Origin of the sequence: Sphingomonas flavalba (assembly GCF_047553045.1) — a bacterium.
GTDB lineage: Bacteria > Pseudomonadota > Alphaproteobacteria > Sphingomonadales > Sphingomonadaceae > Sphingomonas_L > Sphingomonas_L flavalba_A.
On sequence record NZ_CP180208.1, the window covers coordinates 1363864 to 1381324 of the forward strand.

The window sequence follows — 17461 nt, forward strand, 5'->3', positions numbered from 1 at the left end:
TTGCAATGCTGGGTATTTTGCAGGATTTATGAAGCACTTAATTTCGGGGGGCGGATATGAAATGGAGGATTCTCGCGGCGGCGTCGGTCATCGCCGCGACACCGCTAATGGCGGCTGACCCGGTGCCGGGGGACATGGCGGAACGTTTTGGTGCGCTCGATACCGTCATCGACATCAGCCTGTCGCCCGATGGCAAGCAGATCGCCTATGTGTCGCCGGGGCCGGACCGGTCGATGATCGTGATGACCGCCGACATCGCCACCGGCGCCAGCCATGCCGTCACCCAGATTGACGCCAAGGTCGGCCATATCGGCTGGTGCGCCTGGTCCGCCGCCGATCGCCTCGTTTGCCAGCAACGCAGCCAGACCAAGGTCTATGGCGATATCGGCGTCAACTTCACCCGGCTGTTCGCTATCGATCTGGACGGAAAGAACGTGAAGATGCTCGGCCAGCGCAGCAGCGACCGGGCGCTGGGGATCAGCCTGGCCGACGGCAATATCCTCGACTGGGGTACCGGCGACGGCACCGTGCTGATGGCGAAAATGTTCATACCGGAACGGGCGATCGGCACGCTGGTCGCCGAAAAGCGGGACGGGCTGGGCGTGCAGTTGATCAACACCCGCACCTTGCAGGCACGCAATCTGGAAATCGCCAACCGCCAGGCGAGTGGCTACATCTCGGACGGGCGCGGCAAAATCCGCATCATGTGGGCCAACCGCTATGACACGCTTGGCAACCTGACCGGCGAGACCGAGTATTTCTACCGCAAGTCCGGCAGCAATAGCTGGGCGACTTTTTCGCGGTCCGATAGAAATGGCGAGAACGCATTCGTGCCGATCGCTGTGGATGCGGAATGCGACTGCGCTTACGCAACCCGGCGCAGCAAGGGGCGCCGGGCGCTTTACAGCGTCGCCCTGAACGATACGCTCGACGCCAAACAGGTCTTCTCCCACGCCGATGTCGACGTGGACGATGTCGTGCGGATCGGCCGGCGCGGTCGGGTGATCGGTGCGAGCTACGTTACAGAGGAACGGCACGCCACATATTTCGACAAGGAATATGGCGCGCTGGCCGAAGCGCTGACCAAGGCGTTGCCCGGCCAGCGGCTGATCGGCTTCGTCGATGCCAGCGCCGACGAGAAGCAGTTGCTGATCCTGGCGACCAGCGATGTCGACCCCGGCCGCTATTACCTGTTCGACCGGACCAGCAAGACGCTGGCGGAGGTGTTGCTCCGCCGCCCGCCGTTGGAAAAGGTGCAGCTCGCCAATGTGCGGGCGGTCAATTACCGCGCTGACGACGGGACGATGGTGCCCGCCTATCTGACCCTGCCGGTGAACGGTGCCGCTAAGGGCCTGCCGACGCTGGTGATGCCGCATGGCGGCCCGGCGTCGCGCGACGAATGGGGGTTCGACTGGCTGGCGCAGTATTTCGCCCAGCGGGGATGGGCGGTGCTCCAGCCCAATTTCCGCGGTTCCAGCGGCTATGGGCAGGCGTGGTTCCAGGATAACGGGTTCCAGTCCTGGCGCCGCGCGATCGGCGACGTCACGTCGGCCGGAAAATGGCTGGTCAGCGAGGGCATTGCCGATCCGCGTCACCTCGCCATTCTCGGCTGGTCCTACGGCGGCTATGCCGCGTTGCAGGCGCAGGTCGTCGCGCCTGACCTGTTCAAGGCGGCGGTGGCGATTGCTCCAGTCACCGACCTTGCGATGCTGAAGGCGGAATCGAAGCGTTTCACCAATGCGGAAATCGTCGCCCGCTATATCGGTTCCGGCGCGCATATCGACGAGGGCTCACCCGCCCGCCATGCCGACGCATTCAAGGCGCCGGTGCTGATGTTCCACGGCAGTGAAGACCTGAATGTCGACGCGACCGAATCGAAGGAGATGGACCGGGCGCTGCGCAAGGCCGGCAAGGCCAGCACGCTGGTTATCTATGACGGCCTCGACCACCAGCTTCGCGATTCGAAGGCGCGGATCGACATGCTGCTGAAAAGCGATGCGTTCCTGCGCGGCAGCGTCGGGCTGTAAAACAAAAATGGGGCGGCACCGTTGCCGGGCCTCCCCATTTTGAAAGCGTGATCCGACCGATCAGCGCGAATAGAATTCGACGACCAGGTTCGGCTCCATCTTCACCGGGTAAGGCACCTCGTCCAGCGTGGGCACGCGGGTGAAGGTGATCTTGGCGGCGCCGTCCGGGGCGACGTAATCGGGAATGTCGCGCTCGGCCAGGCTCTGCGCCTCCAGAACCAGCGCCATTTCCTGCGCCTTCTTGCCCAGCGTCACTTCGTCGCCCGGCTTTACCAGCCGCGACGCGATGTTGCACTTCACGCCGTTGACCAGAATGTGGCCGTGGCTGACGAGCTGGCGGGCGGCAAACACCGTCGGCGCGAACTTGGCGCGGTAGACGATCGCGTCCAGCCGGCGTTCCAGCAGGCCGATCAGGTTCTGCGAGGTGTCGCCCTTCATTCGGGCGGCTTCGACATAAGCCTTCTTGAATTGCTTCTCGGTGACGTCGCCGTAATAGCCCTTCAGCTTCTGCTTGGCGCGCAGCTGAATGCCGTAATCCGACACCTTGCCCTTGCGGCGCTGCCCGTGCTGGCCGGGGCCATATTCGCGCTTGTTGACCGGGGACTTCGGACGGCCCCAGATGTTCTCGCCCATGCGGCGATCGAGCTTGTACTTGGCGCTGCTGCGCTTCGACATCAGTCTTTCCTTTGCAATTGCCAACAACCCCCGCCAAAACGGCGGAATTCCCGGTCATCGCTCTGCTTGTCCATTGGATGGGGCAGGGCCGCCGCTTCACCGGGGTGCGGGGCCATTGCGAAGGCGGGCGACTAGCGGGCAGACGCCCTCAAGTCAAGTTGTGGACAGCGCCGCGCCACGGACTATGACGCGCGCATGGACGAAACCGTAAAGGCGCCGGAGGACTGCGCCACCATGCTGGACGTGCGCGCCGGGGTCGATGCCGTCGACCGCGCGTTGATGCGCCTGATTGCCACCCGCTTCGGCTATATGGACGCGGCGGCGCGGATCAAGCCGGACCGCGCCGCCGTCCGCGACGAACCGCGCAAGGCCCAGGTCATCGCCAACGCCCGCCGCTCGGCCGCCGCCGCCGGCGTGCCGGAAGATGTGGCCGCCGGCCTGTGGGACTGGCTGGTCGAGGCATCAATCGCCTATGAGTTCGAGGCGTTCGACCGGAAGATGTGAGGGCGGGGGGCGTTGTGCGTCCCTCGACTACGCTCGGGATGGCCCCTCGACTACGCTCGGGATGGACGGGGGTTAAAATGTGGGTGCTTCCCCTCTCCGTCCATCCGAGCGAAGTCGAGGGACGCAGTAAGGGCGGGGCACCAAAACCTTGATCCGCCCCTACCGCCGCCGTGGCCGGGCCAGCGCGCTCAGCACCCCGCGCAGGGTGCGGACCTCCAGGCTGTTCCAGCCGGGCTTGGTCAAAAGGGTGCGCAAGGTCAGCCGGGTCGCCGGTGCGCGGTCCGGCGGGTAGAAATAGCCGGCCGGCTCCAGCAGCGCCTCCAGGGAGGCGATCAGGCCGTCCAGCTCCGCCTGCGGCGCCGGGGGCAGCAGCGGCGTCTCGGTCGGGCTGGCCAGCGCCTCGCCCTTCGACCATTCATAGCAGATCAGGTTGACCGCCTGCGCCAGGTTGAGCGAGCCGAATTGCGGGTTGATCGGCACGGTGACGATCGTCCGCGCCAGTGCCACGTCCTCCGTCTCCAGCCCCGATCGCTCCGGCCCGAACAGGATGGCGGATCGCCCGCTGGCGCCGTGGATCGCATCCGCCGCCTGCGCCGGCGTCAGCACCGGCTTGGTGACGCCGCGCTTGCGCACCGTCGTCGCATGGACATGCGCGCAATCGGCAACCGCCTCTGCGACCGTGTCGAACACGCGCGCCCGTTCCAGCACGACATCCGCCCCGCTTGCCGCCGGCCCGGCATCCGGGTTCGGCCAGCCGTCGCGCGGCGCGACCAGCCGCATCTCGGTCAGCCCGAAATTCAACATCGCCCGCGCCGCCTTGCCGATGTTCACGCCCAGTTGCGGGCGGACCAGCACGACGACGGGCTGGGTGGGGGCGGGCTCCGTGCGCTCCTGATCCGCTTGTCCCTCGACTACGCTCGGGATGGGGCCGCTGTTGTGTTCGGGGTCGTCCCTCGACTGCGCTCGGGATGGACGGGGGAAGGGGGATGCAGGGCGGGGCGCCGGCACATCCCCATTCATATCGCCATCCCCATCCCTCAATCCGTCCATCCCGAGCGCAGTCGAGGGACGCACCAACGGAGAACGCACCAGCAGGGCCCCCACATCCGACCCATCCGGCACCCCCCGAACCCCGCGTTCCCCCGGCGGCACCGCGGCCGCCTTCAATCCGGCCCAATCCCCCCCGATCAGCGCCTCCTTCTTGGCCCGCGACCACCCCTTGATCCGCGCCTCCGCGGCGCGGGCGTCGTCGCGGGTCTGGAAGGCTTCGCTCCACACCAGCGTCACCGGGCGCCGGGTGGCGGTGTAGCTGCCGGTCGCGCCGCTCTCATGCTCGGCGATGCGGTGGTCGAGGGCGTCCGTCTGGCCGGTGTAATAACTGCCGTCGGCACAGCGCAGCATGTAGACGTGGAAGGTCATGGCCGATCCGCAGCGGTCATTCCGGCTCGCCGACGCCGGCGATGGTGCCGGCGAAATCCTCGAAGTCGCGGGCTTCGGTGAAATCCTTGTAGACGCTGGCGAAGCGAATGTAGGCGACATGGTCGATCGCGTGCAGCCCGTCCATCACCAGCTCGCCGATCCGCTTGGCCGGAACCTCGCCATCACCGGCGGTTTCCAGTTGGCGCTGAATGCCGGAAACCAGCCGTTCCAGGCGCATCGGTTCGATCGGCCGCTTGCGGCAGGCGATCGAGACGGAACGGGCCAGTTTGTCGCGGTCGAACGGCTCGCGCTGCCCTTCCGCCTTGACCACGGTCAGTTCGCGGATCTGGACGCGTTCGAAGGTGGTGAAGCGCGCGCCGCAGCCCTCGCACTGGCGCCGTCGGCGAATGGCGGCGCCGTCCTCGGTCGACCGGCTGTCCTTGACCTGGCTGTCGTCGTGGCCGCAGAACGGGCAGCGCATCTACGTCGCCTTGCGCGGCGTCCGCCGCTGCCCGCATGCCGCCATCCTTACGCCTCCGGATAGATCGGGAAGCGGGCGCACAACGCGCGAACGCGGTCGTTTACGGCCTTTTCGACCGCCGGGTCACCGGTCTCACCCTTGGCGCGCAGCCCGTCGAGCACGTCGGCGATCATGTCGCCGATATCGCGGAACTCGGCGACGCCGAAACCGCGGGTGGTGCCGGCGGGCGATCCGACGCGGATGCCGCTGGTCTTGACCGGCGGCAGCGGGTCGAACGGGATGCCGTTCTTGTTGCAGGTGATACCGGCGCGCTCCAGCGCCTCGTCGGCGTCGCGGCCGGTCACGCCCAGCGGCCGCAGGTCGACCAGCGCCAGATGGGTGTCGGTGCCGCCGGCGACCAGATCGGCGCCGCGTTCCTTCAGCCGGCTGGCCAGCGCCTTCGCATTCTCCAGCACCGCGGCGATGTAGCTCTTGAACGACGGCTGCAGCGCCTCGCCGAACGCCACCGCCTTGGCGGCGACGACGTGCATCAGCGGCCCGCCCTGAAGGCCGGGGAACACCGCCGAGTTGATCTTCTTGGCTATGCCCTCGTCATCGGTCAGCACCATGCCGCCGCGCGGGCCGCGCAGCGTCTTGTGGGTGGTGGTGGTGACGATATGGGCGTGGCCGAACGGCGTCGGGTGTAGCCCGGCGGCGACGATGCCGGCGAAATGCGCCATGTCGACCATGAACAGCGCGCCGACTTCGTCCGCGATCGCGCGGAAGCGGGCGAAGTCGATATGGCGGGGATAGGCGGAACCGCCGGCGATGATCAGCGTCGGCTTATGCTCCTTGGCCAGCCGCTCGACCTGGTCGAAATCGATCAGATGATCGTCGGGGCGGACGCCGTACTGGACCGCGTTGAACCATTTGCCGGACAGCGCCGCACGCGCGCCGTGGGTCAGGTGACCGCCGGCGTCCAGGCTCATGCCGAGGATGGTGTCGCCCGGCTTGGTCAGCGCCAGCATGACCGCGCCGTTGGCCTGCGCGCCGGAATGCGGCTGGACGTTGGCGAAGCCGCAGCCGAACAGCTGCTTCGCCCGCTCGATCGCCAGCGTCTCGACCTCGTCGGACGGGGCGCAGCCCTGATAGTAGCGCTTGCCCGGATAGCCCTCGGCATATTTGTTGGTGAAGACGGAGCCTTGCGCCTGCAACACCGCGCGCGACACGATGTTTTCCGACGCGATCAGCTCGATCTGGTTCTGCTCGCGGTCCAGCTCGTGGGTCATGCCGGCGAAAACGGCGGGGTCCGCTTCCGCCACGCCACGGGTGAAGAAACCGTCCGGCTGGACGTCGTTCAGGGTCCTGGGGTTGGTGCTCATGCCGGCTCCTTCGCGCTGCTGGGGTGGGTCAGTTTGTCGATGCGGCGCTGGTGGCGACCTCCATCGAATTCGGTGGAAAGGAAGGCGGTGACGCAGGCCTTGGCCATGTCGATGCCGACCAACCGGCCGCCCATCGCGATGACGTTGGCATCGTTGTGCCGCCGCGCCAGTTCCGCCGACAGCGGCTCGTCGACCAGCGCGCAGCGGCAGGCCGGGTTGCGATTGACCGCGATCGAAATGCCGATGCCGGACCCGCACAGCGCGATGCCGACCGGCGCATCGCCCTTCGCCACCGCCTCGGCCAGGCGATAGCCGAAATCGGGGTAATCGACGGAATCGGGTCCGTTGGTGCCCAGATCCTGCACGGCGTGCCCTTCCGCGCGCAACCATTCGACCAGTGCGGCCTTCAGCGCATAGGCGGCGTGGTCAGAGGCAATGGCGATCGAACGGGGCATGGCTTTGTGTCCGCGAATGACTCGGATGGCGGCTCTCTAGGGACTTGCGGCCGCGCACGCCACCTTTGTCAGCACCGGACGGCGTCCGCCATGGCTTTCCCGCCCCGCCCGCCGCCTGTAGGCTGGGTAACCGTCCGTGGGAGGAAGTTGCCGATGTCGTTCCGTTCCGCCGCGCTGACCACCGTCGCGCTGCTGCTTCTCGCCTGTTCCGGCAAGGGTCCCGCCGACAACGCCGCCGAGGCCCGTGACCGGTTGCCGCCCGGCAACGCGCTGCCTCCGCCGGAATTCGAGGTGGTGCCGCCAGACGAATCGGCTAGCCCGACCGATGCGTGGATCGGCAGATGGGCCGGCGTCGAAGGGCTGGTTCTGGATATCGCGTCCGCCGACGCGCCGGGCCGTTACGCCCTGACCGTCACCCTGCTTGACGGGACCAGCCGCTATGAGGGCGTCGCCGACGGTAATGTCATCCACTTCACCCGCGCCGGTCGCCCGGAAACGCTGCGTGCCGTGCTGGGCGAGGAAACCGGCCTCAAATACCTTGCCGGCAAGCATGACTGCCTGATGATCAGAGCGGGCGAAGGCTTCTGCCGCGACTAGCGGCGGAGGGTCGCCAGCGCGAGATGATTTCCCTGGCAAGAAAAAAAGCCGATAAACCCTGCGGATGATCGAAACCGACAGGCTTGTTCTCCGCCGTCACGGCGAGGATGATTTCGACGCGCTTCACGCACTGTGGAGCGATCCGCTGGTCATCGCCCATGTCGGCGGCGTCCCGCTGGGCCGCGAGCAGGTCTGGCACCGGCTGCTGCGCTACATCGGCCATTGGGCGGTGCGCGGTTACGGCATGTGGGTGGTCGAAACCCGCGACGGCGCCTTCGTTGGCGATGTCGGCATATTCGAAGGGCGGCGCGGCCTCGGTCCCCGTTTCGATTCCGCGCCGGAGGTCGGCTGGGTGCTCAGCCCGGCCGCCTGGGGGCGGGGCTATGCGACGGAAGCGGTGCTTGGCGCGCTGGGCTGGATAGAGGCGACGCACGGCATCGATCGCACCGTCTGCCTGATCGAGAGCGGCCACCGCCCGTCCATCCATGTCGCCGAACGGGCGGGGTTCGCCCATTACGACGCCGCCGAGTACAAGGGCGAGGCAATCGTGCTGATGGAACGCAGGCGCCCGGCGGCGGGCGGCTGAGCGCGCGGTTCAGGCCGCCTTGCGGATTTCCAGCCGGTCCCAGATCTCGGCCAGCGCCTCGACCAGCTCGCGCATCATCGCTTCGCTGTGGGTCGGGCCGGGCGTGAAACGCAGCCGCTCCGTGCCGCGCGGCACCGTCGGGTAATTGATCGGCTGCACATAGACGCCATATTCGGCGAGCAGGATGTCGCTGATCTTCTTGGCCTTGACCGGGTCGCCGACCATCAGCGGGACGATGTGGGTGGTCGACGCCATCACCGGCAGGCCGGCATCGCGCATCATCGCCTTCAGCCGCGCCGCCGCCGCCTGCTGCCCGTCGCGCTCGGCGCTCGACGCCTTCAGGTGGCGGACGCTGGCGAGCGCCCCGGCGACCAGCACCGGCGACAGCGAGGTGGTGAAGATGAAGCCCGGCGCATAGCTGCGGATCACGTCGATGATCGTGCGGTCGGCGGCGATATAGCCGCCCATCACGCCGATCGCCTTGGCCAGCGTGCCTTCGATGATGGTCAGCCGGTGGGCAACGCCGTCGCGGTCGGAAATGCCACCGCCGCGCGGGCCGTACATGCCGACGGCGTGGACCTCGTCGAGATAGGTCAGCGCGTTATACTTGTCGGCCAGGTCGCAGATCTCGGCGATCGGCGCGACGTCGCCGTCCATCGAATAGACGCTTTCGAACGCAATCAGCTTGGCAACGCCAACCGGCGCCGCTGCCAGCAATTCTTCCAGGTGGGCGAGGTCGTTGTGGCGGAACACCCGCTTCTCGCAGCCGGAATGGCGAATGCCGGCGATCATCGACGCATGGTTCAGCGCGTCGGAAAACACGATGCAGCCGGGCAGCAACCGGCCGAGCGTCGCCAGCGCCGCCTCGTTCGAGACATAGCCGGAGGTGAACAGCAGCGCACCGTCCTTGCCGTGCAGATCGGCCAGCTCGCCTTCCAGGTCGACATGGTAATGGGTGTTGCCGCCGATATTGCGGGTGCCGCCGGACCCGGCGCCGACATCGTGCAGCGCCTCTTCCATCGCGGCGATCACGTCGGGGTGCTGGCCCATCGCCAGATAATCGTTGGAACACCAGACGGTGATCGGCTTCGGCCCGTTATGACCGGCGAAACAGCGCGCGTTGGGGAACATGCCCTTATTGCGCAGGATGTCGATGAACACGCGGTACCGGCCTTCGCTGTGCAGCCGGTCGATCGCCTGGGCGAAAACGTGGTTATAGTCGAGCGCGCGCTCGTCGCTGTTCTGGGTCATCTCGGCCGTGCCGATAGCCCCGGAATGCCGCCATTACCAGTGAGAACAGCTCGCAACAGCATGGTTTTCGCGGGATTCGCCAAGGCGGGGCCGTGGTTTGCGGGGCAGGCGCCGGTTACAGTGCATCTATCCTCTCCAGCCCGAAACCGGCCAGCGCGGGGATCAATGCTTCCTGTCCCGCGTCGCGTCGCGTGAACAGGGCGATGCCGGGCGGCGGCGCCTCCGGCCATGTCTGCCCCTGGGTCAGGTAAGCGATGCGCCGGGCGATGCCGTCTGCCCCGTCGACCAGCAGCACGCCCGGCGCGGCGCGGGCCAGTTCATCCTCCACCAGCCGGAAATGGGTGCAGGCGAGGACAATCGCGTCCATCCCCGCGCCGCCCGGCTGGCCGGTCAGCGCGGTAATGATCGCGGCATATTCCTTAGGGTCGCCGGCATCGCCGCGCAGCTTCGCCTCGGCCAGTTCGACCAGCCGTGCCGATCCGTGACGCAGCACGGTGCAGTCGGCGGCGAATTCGGCGGCCAGCCGATCGACATAGGGCTGGCGCACCGTCGCATCGGTGCCGAGCACCCCAATCACCCGGCTTTTCGATGCGAGCGCCGCCGGCTTGATCGCCGGCACCGTGCCGACGACGGGCAGGTCGAGCGCGGCGCGGATCACCGGCAGCGCGATCGTCGATGCGGTGTTGCAAGCGATGACGACCAGCCGCGGGCGATAGCGTTCGACCAGCCGGCCGAGCAGCGCCGGTACCCGCGCCGCGATCTCCGACTCGCTTTTCAGGCCATAGGGGAACCCAGCCGAATCGGCGGCGTAAACGATCGGCGCGGTCGGCAGCAGCGCCCGCGCAGGCCCGAGAACGGACAGGCCGCCGACACCGGAATCAAAGAAAAGCAGGGGGCGGGTGTCGGCCATCGCGCTTTTGCTGTAAGTTATTGCCGGTGCGGATCAAGGCCCTAAACTGGGGCCTTGCAATGGGGGCCGGGGAACTGATCGACATGCTCTGGATGGGACCGGCTGCGGCGTTGGCGCTGGGCTATCTGCTCGGTGCGATACCGTTCGGGTTACTGCTCGGTCGCATGGCCGGGATCGGGGACATCCGCCAGGCTGGCTCCGGCAATATCGGCGCGACCAACGTGTTGCGTGTCGGCGGCAAGGGATTAGCGGCCGCGACGCTGTTGCTGGATGCGGGCAAGGGCGCGGTGGCGGTGCTGCTCGGCGCGTTGATCCTGCCCGAATCCGGGGCACTGCTCGGCGCGGCGGGGGCGTTTTTCGGCCACCTCTATCCGGTGTGGCTGCGGTTTCGCGGCGGCAAGGGGGTGGCGACCCTGCTCGGCATCACCCTGGCATTATACTGGCCGGTCGGCCTGATCTTCGCCGCCGTCTGGCTCGGCGCGCTGGTATTGTTCCGCTATTCCTCGGTCGGCGGCATGGCCGCGGCCGTGTCGGCGCCGCTCGCGGCCGCCATCTTCGGGCGGTTCGAACTGGCGCTGCTGCTGATCGCGCTGGCGCTGATGGTGTTGTGGCGCCACCGTGCCAACATCGAACGGCTCCTTGCGGGCACGGAGCCGCGCATCGGCGGCGCGCGGGGTGGCTGACGCCGATTCCGGCGACGATGCTTTTACCAGATTGCGGCTGATCCGCTCGGCCAATATCGGTCCGGTGACCTATGCCCATCTGCTCGATCGTTTCGGCACCGCGGCGGCGGCGCTGGCGGCGATCCCGGCACTGGCGGCGCGCGGCGGCGGACGGGCGCCGCGGCTGGCGGATGCCGGCGCGATCCGGGCCGAAATCGATTGCGTCGCCCGGCTCGGTGCCCGTCATCTGTTCCTTGGCGGGCCCGGCTACCCGCCGCTGCTCGCTCATGTCGAAAGCGCGCCGCCGGCGTTGATCGTGCGCGGCACCGTGTCGCTGGCGGCGCGGGCGACAGTCGCCATCGTCGGCGCGCGCAATGCCTCCGCCGCCGCCTGCCGCTTCGCGCGCGGGCTGGCGCAGGCGCTGGCGGACGATGGGATCACCGTCGCCTCCGGTCTGGCGCGGGGTATCGACACGGCGGCGCATGTCGGTGCGCTCGACGGCGGCACCATCGCCGTCGTCGCCGGCGGCATCGACGTCGTCTTTCCGCCCGAAAACGTCGCGTTGCAGGAAGAGGTGGCAGCGCGCGGCCTGCTGATCGCGGAACAGCCGCCGGGCACGGAACCCCACGCCCGCCACTTTCCCTGGCGCAACCGGATCATCGCCGGGCTGGCCGCCGGCACGGTGGTGGTGGAAGCGGCGCCGCGCTCCGGCTCGCTGATCACCGCGCGGCTGGCCGGGGAGGCGGGCAGGGCGGTGATGGCGGTGCCCGGCTCGCCGCTCGACCCACGCGCGCAGGGCTGCAACCAGCTGATCCGTGACGGCGCCATTCTGGTCCAGAACGCCGCCGAGGTGGTCGAGGCGATCCGCCCGCTCGATCCGCGCGTCGTCGCCCAGCCGGTCGATCTCTTCGCCGCCCAGCCGATTGCCGCCGATGCGAGTGACGGGGAACGCCGCGCCGTCATCGCGCTGCTCGGCCCGACCCCGGTCACGGTCGACGAGCTGATTCGCCAAGCCGGGCTGGCCCCGGCCGTGGTTCAGACGGTGCTGCTCGAACTGGAACTCGCCGGTCGGCTGGAACGGCATGCCGGCGCCCGCGTTGCGCTCTTTGCCGGCTAGGGGCATAGCGCGCCAATGTCGGCGGGCGGCCGCCGTTCTTATCTCCCTCTTGACGGGGCGTGTCGAGGCTTCCCATCCTCGCATGCGCACGTGAAGCGTTTACGATCCGGGGTTTCATGCAGCTTGTCATCGTCGAATCGCCTGCCAAGGCGAAGACCATCGAGAAATATCTCGGCGGGGCGTACCGCGTCCTCGCCTCCTACGGCCATATCCGCGACTTGCCGCCGCGCGACGGATCGGTGCGGCCGGACGAAGGCTTCGCGATGGACTGGGAAGCCTATGCCGACAAAGGCAAGCAACTGCGCGCGATCGTCGACGCGGCGAAGCAGGCGGACCGGCTGATCCTCGCCACCGACCCCGATCGCGAAGGGGAAGCGATTTCGTGGCACGTGCAGGAAATGCTACGCCAGAAAAAGGCGCTGCCGAAGGATGTCGAACGCGTGACGTTCAACGCGATCACCAAGGCAACGGTGACGGCGGCGATGAAGGCGCCGCGCGCGCTTGATGATGACCTGATCGACGCCTATCGCGCCCGCCGCGCGCTCGACTATCTCGTCGGCTTCACCCTGTCACCGGTGCTCTGGCGCAAGCTGCCCGGCGCCAAGTCGGCCGGGCGGGTGCAGTCGGTGGCGCTGCGCCTGATCGTCTCGCGGGAGCGGGAGATCGAAAGCTTCGTTCCGCAGGAATACTGGTCGGTCTTCGCCGATATGGAACAGGGCGGCCAGGCGTTCGTCGCCCGGCTGGTTCGCTGGCGCGGCGAAAAAATCGACAGGCTGACGATCGGCGCGGCTGGCGATGCGGCGGCCGCAAAAGTGGCGGTGGAGGCCGGTCGTTTCACTGTCGTATCGGTTGAAACCAAGCCTGCGACCCGCAACCCGCCGCCGCCCTTCACCACCTCCACCCTGCAACAGGAAGCGGCCAGAAAGCTGGGCTTTTCCGCCAGCCACACCATGCGCGTCGCCCAGACTCTCTATGAGTCAGGGGTGATAACCTATATGCGAACCGACGGCGTCCAGATGGACGAAAGCGCGATCTCCGCCGCCCGCCGCGCGATCGCCGACCGCTATGACGGCAGCTATGTTCCCGACAAGCCGCGTCACTACACCACCAAGGCGAAGAACGCCCAGGAAGCCCACGAAGCGATCCGCCCGACCGATTTCGCCAACGACCGCGCCGCCTCCGGCGACGAAGCGCGGCTCTACGACCTTATCTTCAAGCGCGCGCTCGCCAGCCAGATGGCATCCGCCCGGCTGGAACGGACGGCGGTCGAACTGGCCGACGCCACCGGCCAGACCGCGCTGCGCGCCACCGGCCAGGTCGTGCTGTTTCCCGGCTACCTCGCCCTGTACGAGGAAGGGCGCGACGACCCGGCTGGCGGTGAGGGCGATGAGGATTCGCGCCGCCTGCCCCGGCTTGCGGAAGGCGACGCCCCGGCGCGCAAGGCCGTCCATGCCGAGCAGCATTTCACCCAGCCGCCGCCGCGCTTCTCGGAAGCCAGTCTGGTCAAGAAGCTGGAAGAGCTGGGCATCGGCCGCCCGTCGACCTACGCCTCGATCATCCAGGTGCTTAAAGACCGGGCCTATGTCCGGACCGAGAAGAACCGCTTCTTCGCCGAAGAGAGCGGTCGGCTGGTGACCGCCTTCCTCGAACGCTTCTTCGAGCGGTATGTCTCCTACGACTTCACCGCCGGGCTTGAAGACGAGCTTGACGAGATCTCCGGTGGCCGCGCGCAGTGGCAGGCGGTGCTTGAGGCGTTCTGGAAGGATTTCAAGCCGAAGACCGAACAGGTCATGGAACAGAAGCCGTCGGACATCACCGCCGCGCTCGACCAGTTCCTGGAGCCGTATCTGTTTCCGCCGCAGGCCGATGGAAGCGACCCACGCCTCTGCCCAAGCTGCAAGGCCGGGCAGCTGGCGCTGCGCGGCGGCCGGTTCGGCGCCTTCGTCGCCTGCTCCAACTACCCGGAATGCAAATACACCCGCCGCTTTGCCCAGCCGGGCGGCGACAATGGCGGCGACAGCGGGCCGGAGTCGCTGGGCACCGACCCGGCGAGCGGACTGGACGTCACCCGGCGCAGCGGCCGGTTCGGGCCCTATATCCAGTTGGGCGACGGCAAGGAGGCGAAGCGCGCGTCGATCCCTAAGGACTTGCCGGGCGACGGCCTGACCCTGGACTGGGCGATCAAGCTGCTGTCGCTGCCGCGCGAGATCGGCCCGCACCCGGAGAGCGGCAAGCCGATCACCGCGTCGATCGGCCGCTATGGCCCCTATCTGGCCCATGACGGCAAATATGCCCGGCTGGGCAGCACGATGGAGGTGTTCGAGACCGGCATGAACGCCGCCGTGGTCAAGCTGGCCGAGGCGGCGGCCAATGGCGGGCGACCGGCGCGGGGCGCCGCCGCCGCGCCGCTGCGCGTGCTCGGCGCCCACCCGCGCACCGAGGCGGAAATTCGGGTGATGGCCGGCCGCTATGGTCCCTATGTGACCGACGGCACCACCAACGCGACGCTGCCCAAGGGGTTGGAGCCGGAGGCGGTGACGCTGGAGGAGGCGGCGCAGCTGATCGACGCGCGCGCGGCCGCCCCGGCGCGCGGCAAGAAGAAGGCTCCGGCCAAGAAAGCACCGGCCCGGAAGAAGGCGCCGGCGAAGAAGGCAAAGAAGGACTGAGCGCCGTCAGACGGTGGTGATGCGGTCGTCGTCCGCCCCGGCGAGCAACGACACCAGCCCGCCGCCGGCGATGCGCGGATCGAGCGTGTCGAGCGCCAGCCCGGCGGCAGCCAGGCCGCTTTGGCAGGCGATGACCTCTACCCCCAGCGCCAGCGCATCGTCGAGCGGCGCGCCGGGCAGCAGAGTGACGGCGCGGTCGTGCAGGTAGAGCCGGGCGCGCCCACCAAGCGCGGCGGCGGCGCTGGCGATGGCAATCGCGGCGTCCAGCCGCTCGCGATCGGCGGTCAGCACGATCAGGGTCAGCCCGCGCATCGGCACCCCGGGTCTTTCGGCAGCGTGGCGGTGTGGAATCGGAAGGCGAGGGCGTCGAGCCGTAGCAGCTGGCCGGCACTGTCGGCGCCGAACGGCACGATCTGGCGGATCGCCTCGATCGCGGCGAGGGCACCAAGCGTCGCGGTCAGCGCGCCGAGCACGCCCTGGTCGGCGCAGCTGACATCCGGCCGGTCGGGATCATCGCCGATCAGGCAGCGGTAGCAGGGCTTGCCGACTTCCCAGCCGCGATAGACTGCCAGTTGCCCGTCGAACTGGCCGACCGCCGCCGAGACTAGCGGGATGCGGAGGGCGAGGGCAGCGTCCGCGACCGCCAGCCGGGTGGCGAAATTGTCGCAACCGTCGAGCACGACATCGGCACCGGCGAGCAGGCCGGCGGCGTTGCCGGCGTCCAGCCGTACCTCCTGCCGAACGACATGCACGTCGGGGTTCAGTCGCGCGACCGCATCCGCCGCCGCGTCGACCTTAAGCCGCCCAACGTCGGCGGTCGCGAACAGCGTCTGGCGTTGCAGGTTGGACAGCGCGACCCTGTCGTCGTCGATCACGGTCAGCCGGCCGACCCCGGCCGCCGCCAGCGCCGCGATTGCCGGGCAGCCGATGCCGCCGGCACCGATCACCACGACGTGGCCGGCGAGCAGCGCTCGTTGCCCGGTGCCGCCGATCTCCTTCAGGATGATGTGGCGGGCGTAACGGTCAAGCTGGGCGTCGCTGAGCGTCACACCCCGGTCGAGCCGAAGCCGCCGGCGCCGCGCGCGGTTTCATCCAGCTCAGCGACCTCGGCGAACTGGGCGGCGGTGACAGCGGCGGGGACGAGCTGGGCAATCCGGTCGCCGCGCGCGATGGCGAACGGCTCGCTGCCCAGGTTAGCGAGGATCACCTTCACCTCGCCGCGATAGTCGGCATCGATGGTGCCGGGCGCGTTGAGGCAGACGACGCCGTGCTTCAGCGCCAGCCCGGAGCGCGAGCGGACCTGCACCTCATGCCCTTCGGGGATGGCGAAGGCGAAGCCAGTGGCGACGGCATGGCGGGCGCCGGGGGCGAGGGTCAGCGCCTCTGCGGCGACCACGTCCATCCCGGCGGCGTGTGCGGTGGCATAAGCGGGGAGGGGCAGGCCGTTGCCGTGGGGCAGCCGTTTGATCTCGATGGTCAGCGTCATTGTATGGCCCCAAGTGCGTCGGCGATTCGTTCGGCCAGCCGCTCGGCCACCGCCAGCTTGCTGCCCTGCGGCCAATCCTCGACCCCGTCGGCGGTGACGAGGTGGACGCGGTTTTCGGCGCCGCCCATCACGTCACCGGACACGTCGTTGGCGACGATCCAGTCGCTGCCCTTGCGCGTTCGCTTGGCGACGGCGTTGTCGACGACATTCTCGGTCTCCGCCGCGAAGCCGACGACCAGCGCCGGGCGGCGCGGATCGCGCGACAATTCAGCCAGTATATCGGGGTTTTCGGACAGGCCGAGCGTTGGCGGCTTGCCGTCGGGCCGCTTCTTGATCTTGCCCGCCGCCGGTTCGACCCGCCAGTCGGCGACGGCGGCGACCATCACCGCCGCGTCGGCGGGCAGGGCGCGGCCGACTTCGCTGGCCATCTGGCGTGCGGTTTCGACATCGACGCGGTCGACGCCCGGCGGGGTCGGCAGCGTTACCGGGCCGGAGACCAGCGTCACCCGCGCCCCGCGCGCGGCGAGGGCGCCGGCGATCGCATAGCCCTGCTTTCCCGAAGAACGGTTGGCGATGTAGCGGACCGGGTCGATCGGCTCATGCGTCGGCCCGGCGGTGACGATGATATGGCGGCCGGCAAGCCGCGCGTCGCGGCCGATCCATGCCGGGCCGTCGGCGGGTGGCGGCAGCTTGGCCGGGCGGTCCGGCGCGGGCTCAGCCGCCAGCATCGCATGGATGGCGGCGAGGATGGCGGTCGGTTCCGGCAGGCGGCCGGGGCCGTATTCGCCACAGGCCATCGCGCCTTCGTCCGGTTCCATCACCGTCACGCCGTCGGCGCGCAGGCGTTCGACGTTGCGCCGGGTCGCCGGGTGCAGCCACATCCGTACGTTCATCGCCGGGGCGACCAGCACGGGCTTGTCGGTCGCCAGCAGCAGCGTTGTCGCGAGATCGTCCGATATGCCGGCGGCCATCCGCGCCATCAGGTCGGCGGTGCCGGGAGAGACGACGACAAGATCGGCTTCGCGGCTGAGGCGGATATGGCCTATCTTCGCCTCGTCCTTCAAATCCCACAGGCTGGTGTGGACCGGCTGTTCGGACAGGGCGGCGAGGGTCATCGCGGTGACGAAATGGGCGCCGCCGTCGGTCAGCACGCAACGCACGCCAAGCCCGTCCTTGCGGAGCAGGCGGATCAGTTCGCACGCCTTGTAGGCCGCGATCCCGCCGCCGACGATCAGAAGAATGCGCTTCGCTGTCATCACCGCCT

18 protein-coding genes are annotated in these 17461 nt (G+C 68.4%); 7 read left to right on the top strand and 11 right to left on the bottom strand.

The annotated features are described in order from the left end of the window. Positions 1-56 precede the first annotated feature (56 nt). The gene (locus tag ACMT1E_RS06475) at positions 57-2027 is read left to right on the top strand and encodes an alpha/beta fold hydrolase (RefSeq protein ID WP_414902830.1); all 1971 of its coding nucleotides are present in this window, start codon (positions 57-59) and stop codon (positions 2025-2027) included. Positions 2028-2087: 60 nt separating this feature from the next. Here ACMT1E_RS06475 and rpsD read toward each other — a convergent pair whose 3' ends face one another. After that, on the bottom strand, positions 2088-2702 hold the full coding sequence (gene rpsD / locus ACMT1E_RS06480) for a 30S ribosomal protein S4 (protein ID WP_414902832.1): 615 nt from the start codon (positions 2700-2702) through the stop codon (positions 2088-2090). A gap of 195 nt (positions 2703-2897) precedes the next feature. On the opposite strand from rpsD, the gene ACMT1E_RS06485 reads away from it, so the two are divergent. Continuing rightward, positions 2898-3206, top strand: coding sequence for a chorismate mutase (locus ACMT1E_RS06485; protein ID WP_414902833.1), 309 nt, complete (start codon positions 2898-2900; stop codon positions 3204-3206). 159 nt (positions 3207-3365) lie between these two features. Here the strand turns inward: ACMT1E_RS06485 and ACMT1E_RS06490 are convergent, their stop codons facing one another. The 4 genes from ACMT1E_RS06490 to rpiB are packed head-to-tail and all read right to left on the bottom strand — an operon-like array spanning position 3366 to position 6922. Continuing rightward, entirely contained in the window at positions 3366-4625 is a 1260-nt protein-coding gene (locus ACMT1E_RS06490; RefSeq protein WP_414902835.1) for a TrmH family RNA methyltransferase, read from the bottom strand. Between the two features lie 16 nt (positions 4626-4641). Beyond that, positions 4642-5106 carry a transcriptional regulator NrdR gene (nrdR, locus tag ACMT1E_RS06495; protein ID WP_414902836.1) on the bottom strand — a complete coding sequence of 155 codons (465 nt, stop codon included), beginning with the start codon at positions 5104-5106 and terminating at the stop codon, positions 4642-4644. 47 nt (positions 5107-5153) lie between these two features. Continuing rightward, positions 5154-6467: a serine hydroxymethyltransferase gene (gene glyA / locus ACMT1E_RS06500; protein ID WP_414902838.1), complete on the bottom strand. Its 1314-nt coding sequence runs from the start codon at positions 6465-6467 to the stop codon at positions 5154-5156. Next, the gene (gene rpiB, locus ACMT1E_RS06505) at positions 6464-6922 is read right to left on the bottom strand and encodes a ribose 5-phosphate isomerase B (RefSeq protein WP_414902839.1); all 459 of its coding nucleotides are present in this window, start codon (positions 6920-6922) and stop codon (positions 6464-6466) included. Before rpiB ends, glyA begins: the two co-directional genes overlap by 4 nt. Positions 6923-7075: 153 nt before the next feature. Between rpiB and ACMT1E_RS06510 the strand changes: the two genes are divergently transcribed. Both ACMT1E_RS06510 and ACMT1E_RS06515 read left to right on the top strand, forming a co-directional pair. Beyond that, positions 7076-7519, top strand: coding sequence for a hypothetical protein (locus ACMT1E_RS06510; protein WP_414902841.1), 444 nt, complete (start codon positions 7076-7078; stop codon positions 7517-7519). A gap of 64 nt (positions 7520-7583) precedes the next feature. Continuing rightward, positions 7584-8105 carry a GNAT family N-acetyltransferase gene (locus tag ACMT1E_RS06515; protein WP_414902843.1) on the top strand — a complete coding sequence of 174 codons (522 nt, stop codon included), beginning with the start codon at positions 7584-7586 and terminating at the stop codon, positions 8103-8105. Between the two features lie 9 nt (positions 8106-8114). On the opposite strand, the gene hemA is transcribed toward ACMT1E_RS06515, so the two are convergent. Further along, positions 8115-9356: a 5-aminolevulinate synthase gene (hemA, locus tag ACMT1E_RS06520; RefSeq protein WP_414902845.1), complete on the bottom strand. Its 1242-nt coding sequence runs from the start codon at positions 9354-9356 to the stop codon at positions 8115-8117. Positions 9357-9471: 115 nt separating this feature from the next. After that, a complete protein-coding gene (murI, locus tag ACMT1E_RS06525) occupies positions 9472-10266 on the bottom strand; it encodes a glutamate racemase (protein ID WP_414902847.1) in 795 nt (264 codons plus the stop codon). Positions 10267-10325: 59 nt separating this feature from the next. Here murI and plsY point away from each other — a divergent pair, with 59 nt between their 5' ends. From plsY to topA, 3 genes are all read left to right on the top strand, one after another. Beyond that, complete coding sequence (gene plsY / locus ACMT1E_RS06530; RefSeq protein WP_414902849.1) at positions 10326-10949, top strand: glycerol-3-phosphate 1-O-acyltransferase PlsY; 624 nt, start codon at positions 10326-10328, stop codon at positions 10947-10949. Beyond that, on the top strand, positions 10942-12045 hold the full coding sequence (gene dprA, locus ACMT1E_RS06535) for a DNA-processing protein DprA (RefSeq protein WP_414902850.1): 1104 nt from the start codon (positions 10942-10944) through the stop codon (positions 12043-12045). The genes plsY and dprA overlap by 8 nt, the downstream gene beginning before the upstream one ends. Positions 12046-12161: 116 nt before the next feature. Then, positions 12162-14711 (top strand): type I DNA topoisomerase, encoded by a 2550-nt coding sequence (gene topA / locus ACMT1E_RS06540; protein WP_414902851.1) that lies wholly within the window; start codon positions 12162-12164, stop codon positions 14709-14711. Between the two features lie 6 nt (positions 14712-14717). On the opposite strand, the gene ACMT1E_RS06545 is transcribed toward topA, so the two are convergent. The 4 genes from ACMT1E_RS06545 to ACMT1E_RS06560 are packed head-to-tail and all read right to left on the bottom strand — an operon-like array spanning position 14718 to position 17453. Then, the gene (locus ACMT1E_RS06545) at positions 14718-15023 is read right to left on the bottom strand and encodes a hypothetical protein (protein ID WP_414902853.1); all 306 of its coding nucleotides are present in this window, start codon (positions 15021-15023) and stop codon (positions 14718-14720) included. Continuing rightward, complete coding sequence (locus ACMT1E_RS06550; protein WP_414902854.1) at positions 15011-15760, bottom strand: HesA/MoeB/ThiF family protein; 750 nt, start codon at positions 15758-15760, stop codon at positions 15011-15013. The genes ACMT1E_RS06545 and ACMT1E_RS06550 overlap by 13 nt, the downstream gene beginning before the upstream one ends. Then, on the bottom strand, positions 15757-16197 hold the full coding sequence (gene dut / locus ACMT1E_RS06555; RefSeq protein WP_414902856.1) for a dUTP diphosphatase: 441 nt from the start codon (positions 16195-16197) through the stop codon (positions 15757-15759). The genes ACMT1E_RS06550 and dut overlap by 4 nt, the downstream gene beginning before the upstream one ends. After that, positions 16194-17453 carry a bifunctional phosphopantothenoylcysteine decarboxylase/phosphopantothenate synthase gene (locus ACMT1E_RS06560; protein ID WP_414902858.1) on the bottom strand — a complete coding sequence of 420 codons (1260 nt, stop codon included), beginning with the start codon at positions 17451-17453 and terminating at the stop codon, positions 16194-16196. The genes dut and ACMT1E_RS06560 overlap by 4 nt, the downstream gene beginning before the upstream one ends. Positions 17454-17461 lie beyond the last annotated feature (8 nt).

What these genes read in the sequence shown, in the direction of transcription:
- rpsD (WP_414902832.1), bottom strand. Translation starts at nt 2,702, where the DNA reads ATGTCGAAGCGCAGCAGCGCCAAGTACAAGCTCGATCGCCGCATGGGC.
- ACMT1E_RS06490 (WP_414902835.1), bottom strand. Translation starts at nt 4,625, where the DNA reads ATGACCTTCCACGTCTACATGCTGCGCTGTGCCGACGGCAGTTATTAC.
- glyA (WP_414902838.1), bottom strand. Translation starts at nt 6,467, where the DNA reads ATGAGCACCAACCCCAGGACCCTGAACGACGTCCAGCCGGACGGTTTC.
- hemA (WP_414902845.1), bottom strand. Translation starts at nt 9,356, where the DNA reads ATGACCCAGAACAGCGACGAGCGCGCGCTCGACTATAACCACGTTTTC.
- nrdR (WP_414902836.1), bottom strand. Translation starts at nt 5,106, where the DNA reads ATGCGCTGCCCGTTCTGCGGCCACGACGACAGCCAGGTCAAGGACAGC.
- murI (WP_414902847.1), bottom strand. Translation starts at nt 10,266, where the DNA reads ATGGCCGACACCCGCCCCCTGCTTTTCTTTGATTCCGGTGTCGGCGGC.
- ACMT1E_RS06510 (WP_414902841.1), top strand. Translation starts at nt 7,076, where the DNA reads ATGTCGTTCCGTTCCGCCGCGCTGACCACCGTCGCGCTGCTGCTTCTC.
- ACMT1E_RS06545 (WP_414902853.1), bottom strand. Translation starts at nt 15,023, where the DNA reads ATGCGCGGGCTGACCCTGATCGTGCTGACCGCCGATCGCGAGCGGCTG.
- ACMT1E_RS06475 (WP_414902830.1), top strand. Translation starts at nt 57, where the DNA reads ATGAAATGGAGGATTCTCGCGGCGGCGTCGGTCATCGCCGCGACACCG.
- topA (WP_414902851.1), top strand. Translation starts at nt 12,162, where the DNA reads ATGCAGCTTGTCATCGTCGAATCGCCTGCCAAGGCGAAGACCATCGAG.
- plsY (WP_414902849.1), top strand. Translation starts at nt 10,326, where the DNA reads ATGGGGGCCGGGGAACTGATCGACATGCTCTGGATGGGACCGGCTGCG.
- ACMT1E_RS06515 (WP_414902843.1), top strand. Translation starts at nt 7,584, where the DNA reads ATGATCGAAACCGACAGGCTTGTTCTCCGCCGTCACGGCGAGGATGAT.
- dut (WP_414902856.1), bottom strand. Translation starts at nt 16,197, where the DNA reads ATGACGCTGACCATCGAGATCAAACGGCTGCCCCACGGCAACGGCCTG.
- ACMT1E_RS06560 (WP_414902858.1), bottom strand. Translation starts at nt 17,453, where the DNA reads ATGACAGCGAAGCGCATTCTTCTGATCGTCGGCGGCGGGATCGCGGCC.
- ACMT1E_RS06485 (WP_414902833.1), top strand. Translation starts at nt 2,898, where the DNA reads ATGGACGAAACCGTAAAGGCGCCGGAGGACTGCGCCACCATGCTGGAC.
- rpiB (WP_414902839.1), bottom strand. Translation starts at nt 6,922, where the DNA reads ATGCCCCGTTCGATCGCCATTGCCTCTGACCACGCCGCCTATGCGCTG.